Source organism: Roseomonas sp. BN140053, assembly GCF_047690175.1.
Classification (GTDB): Bacteria; Pseudomonadota; Alphaproteobacteria; order Acetobacterales; family Acetobacteraceae; genus Roseomonas.
The window spans coordinates 1-9,899 of sequence record NZ_JBLLEB010000070.1 but is presented as its reverse complement, the minus strand read 5'-3'; the positions used below and the strand labels follow the sequence as shown (position 1 = coordinate 9,899).

Below are 9,899 nucleotides of genomic sequence, written 5' to 3'. Positions count from 1 at the left end.
GCAGGTCCTCCGACAAGGTCTTCGCCATCGCCGCTGGCCTCCAACCCCAGCCAGCAGCTTGAATCAGATTGCCCCCGAGCCGGGCAAGCCCTCTGATTCGGTTCGCTCGGAATCTGCTCTAGCGCTCCGCGAGGAGGGGCTGTGGCCGACACTGCGCCACTCGCACCACCGATCCTAGAGCCCCTCCTCGCGGAGCGCTCATGAGGTCCAGGAGCCTAAGCTCCTGGCGGGGGACCCAAGGGGGCAGAGCCCCCTTGGCCACGGCCAGCCAACCCAGGCGCCCCCTCAGCCACCCGCCCCCCCTGCAACAACCGGGGCCGCGGTGCCCGTCAGGCGCGGCGCAGGAGGAAGAGGGCCTGTTCGCCGAACAGGTTGGCCAGCCACAGGGAGCGGCGCCAGGGCGCGCGCAGCCCGTGCTCGTCCACCGCCAGCCAGTCTTCCACCACGTAGCCGTCCTGCTCGCACAGCGCGAAGAAGTCGCGGATCGTGCAGGGGTGGATGTTGGGCGTTTCGTACCAGGGCCGGTTCCAGGTGTCGGTGTCCGGCATCCGCCCGTTGATCAGCAGGCGCCAGCGCATCTGCCAGTGGCCGAAGTTCGGGAAGCTCACCACTGCGTGCCCGCCGATGCGCAGCATCTGCCGCAGCACCTCGCGCGGCCGTTCCACCGCCTGCAGCGTGCGCGACAGCACCACGTAGTCGAAGGCCTGGTCGGGATAGAAGGCCAGGTCGGTGTCGGCATCGCCGTGGATCACCGCCAGCCCCTGACCCACGGCGCGCGTCGCCTCGGCCATGTCGATCTCGATGCCGCGCGCATCGGCATCCTTCTCGCGCGTCAGGTGGTCCAGCAGCGCGCCGTCGCCGCAGCCGATGTCCAGCACCTTGGCGCCCCGCGGGATCATGTCCGCGATCAGCTGCAACTCCAGCCGCATGTTCTTGGCCACGTAGCGCACGGGCACGGCCGTATCCGGCAAGGCATCCACCCCCTGGCAGGACGCCCCGCATAGCCCTCGCGGTGCGTTGCGGCAACGCGGGGGTGTTGCGCTGGGCGACTCACGAGGGGGCTCTGCCCCCTCGCGCTCCCCCGCCGGGAACCTGATGTTCCTGGACCTCCCATTCTTAAAAGAACGGCGCTGGTGAGAACGGGGTCACTCCGCGGCGGCTACGCCCGCGGAGTGACCCCGTTCTCACCAGCGCCAACTCACGGCGGGGTCCGGGGACCTACGAGGTCCCCGGCGGGGGCAAAGGCGGAGCCTTTGCCCGGGGTGCAGGGGGCAGCGCCCCCTGCGGGCCACTCAGCGCCCACACCGAGCGCCCGCTACGCCGCCGCGACGGGCTCCGCCAGGGCGGCCTTCCAGGAGGGGCGGTCCTGCTGGAAGCCGGCGTAGACCGTTTCGCCCGCCACGATCGGCGCGAACTCCGGCGCGGCGGGCTCTTCGCGCACCAGGCTGCGGGGATCGATGGCGGTGTGGAAGGACGGGTGCACGAAGAGCGGGATGGAATAGCGCTCGCGGCCGGAGGTGTTGACCACCCGGTGCAGCGCCGCGGCGTAGCGGCCGTTGGTCCAGTGGCGCAGCAGCCGGCCGACGTTGATCACCACCGCTTCGGGGTCCGGCACCACGGGCAGCCAGCTGCCCTCGGGCGTCTGCACGGACAACCCGCCGTTCATGTCCTGGATCAGCAGGGTGATCAGCCCGCGGTCAGTATGGGCGCTGACCCCGAACTCCGAGGTTTCGGCCACCGCGTCCTGCGGCGGGTAGTGGATCACGCGCATGTTGGAATAGGTCTGCCGCGACATCTCCGCGAAGAAGTCCTCCGGCGCGCCGAGGTGCCGGGCCGCCGCTCGCAGCACCGCCTCGCCCAGCGCGAACATGGCGCGGTAGCAGGGCTCGATCCGCTCGCGGAAGCCTGGCAGGTCCGGCCAGGGCGTCTCCGCGTGGAAGGGCAGCGCCCGCAACTCCGGGTCGTCCGGGCGGTCGAGGTGGCCGATGGAGAAGGCCTCGTGCCCGCTGGGCTTCTGGCCCGGCAGCACGCTGTCGAACATCGGGATGAAGCCGCGGTTGTTGCGCTTGTCCGCCACCAGCCGCTTCTCGGCCTCGGGGCGGGCGAAGAATTCCTCCGCCGCGGCGAAGGCCTCCGCCACCACGCCGGGCGGCAGGCCGTGGCCCACCAGGGACACGAAGCCGTAGCGCTCGAAGCAGTCGCCCAGCGCCGCCACCACTGCGTCCTGCGCGGCGCGGTCGCCGCCCAGGAAGGGCGCGAAATCCACCGTGGGGATGCGGTCTACGGCGGCACCTGCCGCCACCGTGGCGGCCTGCCCGGGCGCGCTCACAGCATGCGCTCCGCAGCCGGGGGCAGCAGGACGTCGGTGTAGACGTCCTCCACCTTCAGCTTCGGCGCCAGCCCGTAGGCTTCCTCCACGATCCGCACGGCGCGGGTGAGGCGATCGGTGTCCACCGCGCCGATGCCGTTGCGACGGGTGTTGTCGGTGATCATCATCTGGTCGAAGGCCACGGCCTGGCGCTCCGTCTCGATCGCCACGTCCGTCAGCGATTCCACCCGCTTGAGGTTGGCGATGCACTCGGCGCGGTTGGCATTGGCGTAGACCAGCCCGCGGAACAGCGCCTTCATGCCCGCCTTCGCGGCCTCCGGGTTGCGCTGGATGAAGCCGCGCGTGGTCAGGAAGGCGGTGCCGTAGAGCTGCAACCCGGCCTCGCGGTAATACAGGATGCGCTGCTGCGGCCAGTCCATCCCCAGGGCCTTGAGCGACAAGCCGGTGGAGGTGCTCAGCCCCGTGATGCCGTCCGCCCGGCGCTGCACCAGCATCGGCTCGCGCAGCTCGGGATTCACCGTCATCCAGGTGATCTTGCTCGCGTCGATCCCGGCGGCCTTGGCAAAGGCCGGGAAGAGCTGCCGCCCGGCATCGCTTTCCGGCGCGGCCAGGGTCTTGCCCTCCAGGTCCTTGGGCGTGCGGATCGGCCCGTCGGCGCGCACGGTGGCGCTGAGCAGGCTGGCATCGCCCCAGATGCCGCACACCACCAGCCCGGCGGAGGGGTTCTCGGCGATGAACTTGATCACCGTGTTGATGTCGGACTGGCCCATGTCATAGGCGCCGCCGGCGATGTCCACCGGCACCCGGCCGGAGCCGAAGCCGCGGTCCACCGTAGCCTCCACCCCGGCTTCCCGGAAGAAGCCCTTGTCGCGCGCCAGCAGCGTGTGGGCGTTGGGCCCTTGCAGCGCCCAGTCCAGGGTGTAGCGCAGCTTGGGCAGCGCCCCCTGGGCGCGCAGCACGCCCGGCGCGGCGAGCAGCGCGGCACCGGTGCCGAGAAGGGTGCGTCGGGAAAGGAACTGGGTCATGGGTCCGCGATCCTGGCCGGGGACGCGGATCGGCGCCCCCATGGTGACGCGAAGGTGAGCAAGTTCCGCGCCAGCCCCGGGCGCTGCGACCGTGGCGGCGGCAAGCCCTGCGCCCGACCGGGGCTTGCCCGGCGGCGCGACGCCTACAGCCGCCGCCGGCACCCCTGCCCGAGGTGGCCACAGGCGGTTGCGCGCACCTCGGGGAGCGACAGCGACGGTCCCCGGCGGCACAGTCCCGATCGCCCGGAAGTGTCACAAATGCCCGAAAGTGTCACAAGCGCGCGAATCTGCCACATGCCGGGCCGGAACAAGCCTGAACTTGACTTTCAAGTCATTGTTCTGTATAGCATCTTAGTCAACAGCGAGGCTGCGTCGGGGCAAGACCGGTAAGGAAGTAAGATCGTAAGGAAGTAAGGCAAACCCGGCGATCGCAGTTGCGCCTGGTTGCTCAGGCCGGGGCCAGAGGGGCGCCGCCCCTGGCCACCGCTCAAACCACTCAGCGCGTCGGCTGCGGCGGCTCCTGGCCGTAGTCGTAGAAGCCGCGGCCGGATTTGCGGCCCAGCCAGCCGGCCTCGACGTACTTGGCCAGCAGCGGGCAGGGCCGGTACTTGGAATCCCCGAGGCCCTCGTGCAGCACGCGCAAGATGCTCAGGCAGGTGTCCAACCCGATGAAGTCGGCCAGCTCCAGCGGCCCCATCGGCTGGTTGGTGCCCAGCTTCATCCCCGTGTCGATGGAGCGCACGTCGCCCACGCCTTCCTGCAACGCGAAGACCGCCTCGTTGATCATCGGCAGCAGGATGCGGTTGACGATGAAGCCGGGGAAATCCTCCGCCGTGGCGGTGGTCTTGCCCAGGCGCGCGGCCAGGGCTTCCACGGCCGCGTGCGTGCTGTCGGAGGTCGCGATGCCGCGGATCACCTCCACCAGCTTCATGACGGGCACCGGGTTGAAAAAGTGCATCCCGATGAAGCGGTCCGGCCGGTCGGTGGACGCCGCCAGCCGCGTCACGGAGATGGAGGAGGTGTTGGTGGCCAGGATCGCCTCGGGCCGCAGGATCGGGCAGAGCTGCCCGTAGATCGCGGTCTTCAGCGCCTCCTTCTCGGTGGCCGCCTCGATCACGATGTCGCAGTCGCCCAGGGCACCCATCTCGGTGCCCGGGGCGATGCGGCCGATCGCCGCGTCGCGGTCGGCCTCGGACACGGTGCCCTTGCCCACCTGGCGGTCCAGGTTCCTGCGCACCGCGGCCATCGCCTTGTCCAGCGCGGCCGCCTGCACGTCCACCAGCACCACGGGCAGGCCCGCGGCGGCGCAGACCTGCGCGATGCCGACCCCCATCTGCCCGGCGCCGATCACGCCGACGCTGCGGATCTCCGGGGCGGCGGCGGGCGCGTCGCTCACTTGGCCAGCTCGGCTTCCAGCTCGGGGATGATCTTGAAGATGTCGCCGACAAGCCCGTAGTCGGCCACCTGGAAGATCGGCGCCTCCTCGTCCTTGTTGATGGCGACGATCACCTTGCTGTCCTTCATGCCCGCCAGGTGCTGGATGGCGCCCGAGATGCCGAAGGCCATGTACAGTTCCGGCGCCACGATCTTGCCGGTCTGCCCGACCTGGTGGTCGTTGGGCGCGTAGCCCGCATCCACCGCCGCGCGGGACGCACCCACCGCGGCGCCCAGCCGGTCGGCGATGCCGTCCAGCAGGTGGAAGTTCTCGGCCGAACCGAGCGCCCGGCCGCCGGACACCACGATGCGCGCCGCCGTCAGCTCCGGCCGCTCGCTCTTGCTGATCTCGGCGCCCACGAACTGCGACAGGCCCGGGTCGTCCGCCACCGGCGCGGCCTCGATCGCCGCACTGCCGCCCTCGGCCGCCACCGGGTCGAAGGAGGCGGCGCGCACCGTGATCACCTTGACCGGATCGGCCGAGCGCACGGTGGCCAGCGCGTTGCCGGCGTAGATGAAGCGCTTGAACGTGTCCTCGCCCAGCACCTCGGCGATGTCGGAGATGATCTGCACGTCCAGCAGGGCGGCGACGCGCGGCATCACGTTCTTGCCCAGGGCGGAGCCGGGGGCGAGCAGGTGGCTGTAGCCGGGCGCCAGCTTCACGATCAGCGCCGCCAGCGGCTCGGCCAGGCCCTTGGCCAGCGGCGCGGCATCGGCGGTCAGCACCTTCGCGACGCCGGGCAGCTGGGCCGCGGCCTGCGCCACCTCGGCCGCGCGCTCGCCGGCGGCCAGCACGTGCACCTCGCCCCCGAGGCGGGACGCGGCGGCGACGGCGGAGCGGGTCGGCTGGCTGACGCCGGCGTTGTCGTGGTCGGCGAGAACGAGAACCGGCATCTCAGATCACCTTCGCTTCGGTCTTGAGCTTGCTGACCAGCTCGGCCACCGAGCCGACCTTGACCCCGGCCTGCCGCTTCGGCGGCTCCTCCACCTTCAGGGTGGTCAGGCGCGGGGCGGGATCGACGCCGAGATCGGCGGGCTTCACCGTCTCGATCGGCTTCTTGCGCGCCTTCATGATGTTGGGAAGGCTGGCGTAACGCGGCTCGTTCAGCCGCAGGTCGGCGGTGACGATGGCCGGCAGGCTGAGCGACACGGTTTCCAGCCCGCCGTCGACCTCGCGCGTCACCACGGCGCGGCCGTCCGCCAGCTCCACCTTGGAGGCGAAGGTGCCCTGGCTCCAGCCCAGCAGGGCGGCCAGCATCTGGCCGGTGGCGTTCATGTCGTCGTCGATGGCCTGCTTGCCCATCAGCACGACCTGGGGCTGTTCCTTGGCCACGATCGCCTTGAGGATCTTGGCCACCGCCAGCGGCTCGATGCCCGCCTCGGTTTCCACCAGGATGCCGCGGTCGGCGCCCATGGCGAGCGCGGTGCGGATCTGCTCCTGCGCCTGGGCCGGGCCCACGGAGACCGCGACGATCTCGGTCGCCACGCCCTTCTCCTTGAGGCGCACGGCTTCCTCCACCGCGATCTCGTCGAAGGGGTTCATCGACATCTTGACGTTGGCCGTCTCAACGCCCGTGCCGTCCGCCTTCACGCGGACCTTCACGTTGTAGTCCACCACCCGCTTCACGGGGACCAGCAGCTTCATGGGGGTTCCAGCCGTTTCCCGGAGAAAGGCAGGGACAGCGCCCCCGCACGACTTGCCCGCCCCGCCGGGAGGCGGAACGGAATCATGCTGGTCTATAAGATCGGGCGAGCGGGGCTGGCAAGGCGCCCCACCCGCGGTCCGGCCAGGACCTGCGCCCCGGCCGCGGCGCTCAGGAGCGCATCAGCAGCAGCAGCAGGGCGAACAGGGCCAGCGCCACGCCCTGCAGCGTCACGCGCCAGCGCATCAGCCCGTTGGCGCGTGCCCCGTCGCCGTCGCCGCGCACCATGCCCACCATGCCCGCGAACAGGACACCCAGCGTCGCGAGCATGGAAAGCGCGACGAGGATCGTGAGGATCGTGATCATGCCGAAGAAGATGGGCATCCGGCACATTCACGCAATGTTCCACCGATGCGGCGGGCGCGGCCCGGTGCCGCGGGGGGCGCGGGCCGCGGGACCTTGTGACACAGCGATACGTGCAGTCGGCGTTCCGCGGGTTGACCCGGCGGGGCCGCGCGCGGTCCAACTCGCCGCCATGTCCCGCCTCCCCTTCCTGCCGGCGCTGCTGGTCCTGCTCGCTCTGGCGCCGTCTCTCCGGGCCCAGACGCCGGCTCCCGCCACCACCGCCCCCGCCGCGGCGACGGCCGCGCCCCGTGCCGCCCCGCCCCGGGATGCCGAGCGGATGCTGGAGGTGCTGCGCGACGAGAACCGCCGGGCCGAGCTGATCCGCGGCCTGGAAGCCCTGGCCGCCGCCGAGCGGGCCGCCCCGTCGGGGGCGGCGGCACCGGCCGGAACCGCGGCGGGCAGTGCCGCCCCGGCCGGCACGGGCCCGGCGGGCGCCACCGGGAACAGCGCGGCCGCGCCGGCCGCCGGGGCCACCACGGCAGGCCCCGCCACCGCCGGCGCACCCGCGCCGGGCACGGCGGCCCCGGGCACCGCGGCCTCCGGCACCCCGGCTTCCGGCACCGCAGCTTCCGGCAGCGCGGCACCGGGCACCGCGCCGGCCAATGCCCCCGCCGCCTCGCCCGCCGGTAGCGGCGCCGCGGCCCCGGCCGGCACGGCCGCCGCCCCGGCCGTGCCGGCCGCCCCCGCCGTGCTGGCCCCCAACACCCTGGGCGCGCAGATCCTGATGGGCGCCACCGAACGGCTGCAGCTCCTGTCGCAGCAGATCGTGGGCGGCATCCGCACCCTGACCGACCTGCCCAACGTCGCCGCCTGGGCCTCGGGCGTGGCGCGGGACCCGGTGACGCGGGCGCGGGTGGCGGATGCCTCCTGGAAGCTGGTGCTGCTCTTCGGCCTGGGCCTGCTGACGGAACTGGCCGCCTACCGCCTGCTCGGCCGCTGGCGCGACCGGCTGGACAACGCCGCCCCGCCGCCGGGCGCCAAGTGGAGCTGGCTGCGGCGGGTGCCCATCGTGCTCGGCCGGCTGCTGCTGGACCTGGTGCCGGTGGGGGTCTTCGCGATCGTGTCCTACGGGCTGATCGGGGCGGTGCGGCCGCTGCCCACCACCCAGCTGATCCTGCTGACCGCCAACAACGCCTATATCGTCTGCCGGGCGATCATGATCGCCTCGCGCATGTTGTTCTCGCCCCGCTCCTCGCACCTGCGCCTGGTGCGCATGCACGACGAGACGGCGGCCTACATCACCGTCTGGCTGCGCCGCATCGTGGGCGTGATGGTGTTCGGCTACGCGGTGGCGGAAGCGGTGCTGCAGTTCGGCGTGCCCTGGGCGGTCTATGACGGGATCATCCGGCTGGTGATGCTGGTGGTGTCGCTGTTCCTGGTGATCGTGATCCTGCAGAACCGCACCGCCGTGGCCGACCTGCTGCGCGCCCCCGAGCTGGCCGAGGGCGAGGCGCCCACCGCCGGGCGCCGGCTGATGCGGGTGGTGCGCGACCGGCTGGCCGAGGTGTGGCACATCGCCGCCATCCTGTGGCTGCTGGCGCTGTGGGGCGTCTGGGCGCTGGAGGTGCACGAGGGCTTCACCCGCCTGCTGCGCGGCACCGGCGCCACCCTGCTGATCCTGTTTGTGGCCAAGGGCATCGACTACGGGTTGCGCCGGCTGGTGGAGCGCGGCTTCCACATCGGCCCGGACCTCGCGCACCGCTATCCCGGGCTGGAAGCGCGCGCCAACCGCTACACCCCCGTGCTCAAGGGAGCGATCACCGGGCTGGTGACGCTGACCATGGTGCTGACCCTGCTGGAAGCCTGGGGCATCGCCGCCTTCGACTGGTTTTCCGGCGGCCGGCTGGGGGCGCGGCTGCTGGGCTCGCTGGTGGCGATCGGCCTGACCGTGCTGATCGCGGTGGGCGTGTGGGAGGTGGCCAACGCCGCCATCGCCCGGCAGCTGGCCAAGGTGGCGCGCGATCAGCAGGCGGCGCGCTCGGCCCGGGTGCGGACGCTGCTGCCGATGATGCGCACCGCGCTGATGATCGTGATCGTGATCTTCGTGGTGCTGAACATCCTCAGCGAGATCGGGGTCAACGTGGCGCCGCTGATCGCCGGCGCCTCCGTGGTGGGCGTGGCCATCGGCTTCGGCTCGCAGAAGCTGGTGCAGGACATCGTCACCGGCCTGTTCCTGCTGCTGGAGGACGCGGTGGCGGTGGGAGACACCGTAACCCTGGGCAACCCCGCCCTGACGGGGGTGGTGGAGCGTCTCTCCATCCGCTCCATCCGCCTGCGCGCGGTGGACGGAGCGGTGCACATCATCCCCTTCTCCGCCGTGACCTCCGTCACCAACATGACCCGCGACTTCGCCTTCGCAATGCTGGAATTCTCGCTCTCCTACGGCCAGGATACCGACCAGGCGGCCACCGAGCTGCGCAGCATCGCCAAGGAGATGCGCGGCGAGGCCCGCTGGAGCAGCGCCATCCGCGACGACATGGACGTGATGGGGGTGGAGAAGCTGGCCGAAACCGGCGTGGTGTTGCGCGCCCGCCTGAAAACCGACCCGTCGCAGCGCTGGCCGGTGACGCGGGAGCTGAACCGCCGGGTCCGCGCTCGCTTCGACGAGCTGGGGATCATTATCCCCTCCCCCTGGCGCGCCACGGCGGAGGACGCGGAACACGGGGGCGAGGCGGCTGCCGCAGCCTGAGGATCGGCTGGTCTTTGTGAGCCTAGAGCAGCTTCCGGTCATTCCGGTTCAGAGCCGCAGGCGGTGAAGTAGCTGGCGCACTGGGCGGGCGTGAACTGTGGGAGCGCGTCGGCGATGGCGGCCCAGAGGTCCGGGATGGTGCGGGCTGCGGCCTTGCGCAGCAGTGCCTTGAGTTTGCTGAAGGCGCTCTCGATGGGGTTGAGGTCGGGCGAGTAGGGCGGCAGCAGGCGCAAGCGAGCGCCCTTGGCCACGATGGCGGCCCGCACGCCTGCGACTTTGTGTGCGGGCAGGTTGTCCATGATCACCGTGTCGCCGCGCCGCAGCGTGGGAGCGAGCATCTGCTCGGTGTAGGCCAGAAAGGCCGGGCCGTTCAT

The 9,899-nt window shown here is 71.5% G+C and carries 9 protein-coding genes; 1 reads left to right on the top strand and 8 read right to left on the bottom strand.

The features are described from left to right. Window positions 1-329 precede the first annotated feature (329 nt). The 7 genes from metW to ACLIBK_RS25135 form a co-directional block, all read right to left on the bottom strand. The gene (metW, locus tag ACLIBK_RS25165) at window positions 330-956 is read right to left on the bottom strand and encodes a methionine biosynthesis protein MetW (protein ID WP_415390053.1); all 627 of its coding nucleotides are present in this window, start codon (window positions 954-956) and stop codon (window positions 330-332) included. 359 nt (window positions 957-1,315) lie between these two features. Continuing rightward, complete coding sequence (locus ACLIBK_RS25160; RefSeq protein WP_415390052.1) at window positions 1,316-2,329, bottom strand: isopenicillin N synthase family dioxygenase; 1,014 nt, start codon at window positions 2,327-2,329, stop codon at window positions 1,316-1,318. Next, window positions 2,326-3,354, bottom strand: a complete 1,029-nt coding sequence (locus tag ACLIBK_RS25155; RefSeq protein ID WP_415390051.1) for an ABC transporter substrate-binding protein — start codon at window positions 3,352-3,354, stop codon at window positions 2,326-2,328. The genes ACLIBK_RS25160 and ACLIBK_RS25155 overlap by 4 nt, the downstream gene beginning before the upstream one ends. Window positions 3,355-3,850: 496 nt before the next feature. Then, entirely contained in the window at window positions 3,851-4,750 is a 900-nt protein-coding gene (locus tag ACLIBK_RS25150; RefSeq protein WP_415390050.1) for a 3-hydroxybutyryl-CoA dehydrogenase, read from the bottom strand. Beyond that, a complete protein-coding gene (locus tag ACLIBK_RS25145) occupies window positions 4,747-5,682 on the bottom strand; it encodes an electron transfer flavoprotein subunit alpha/FixB family protein (protein WP_415390049.1) in 936 nt (311 codons plus the stop codon). The genes ACLIBK_RS25150 and ACLIBK_RS25145 overlap by 4 nt, the downstream gene beginning before the upstream one ends. Before the next feature lies 1 nt (window position 5,683). Then, window positions 5,684-6,433, bottom strand: coding sequence for an electron transfer flavoprotein subunit beta/FixA family protein (locus tag ACLIBK_RS25140; protein WP_415390048.1), 750 nt, complete (start codon window positions 6,431-6,433; stop codon window positions 5,684-5,686). 169 nt (window positions 6,434-6,602) lie between these two features. Further along, window positions 6,603-6,815: a twin transmembrane helix small protein gene (locus ACLIBK_RS25135; protein WP_415390047.1), complete on the bottom strand. Its 213-nt coding sequence runs from the start codon at window positions 6,813-6,815 to the stop codon at window positions 6,603-6,605. Window positions 6,816-6,966: 151 nt separating this feature from the next. Here ACLIBK_RS25135 and ACLIBK_RS25130 point away from each other — a divergent pair, with 151 nt between their 5' ends. Then, on the top strand, window positions 6,967-9,525 hold the full coding sequence (locus ACLIBK_RS25130; protein WP_415390046.1) for a mechanosensitive ion channel domain-containing protein: 2,559 nt from the start codon (window positions 6,967-6,969) through the stop codon (window positions 9,523-9,525). Between the two features lie 38 nt (window positions 9,526-9,563). On the opposite strand, the gene ACLIBK_RS25125 is transcribed toward ACLIBK_RS25130, so the two are convergent. Further along, window positions 9,564-9,899: transposase (locus ACLIBK_RS25125; RefSeq protein ID WP_415390045.1), on the bottom strand; the 336-nt coding region annotated here is incomplete at its 5' end.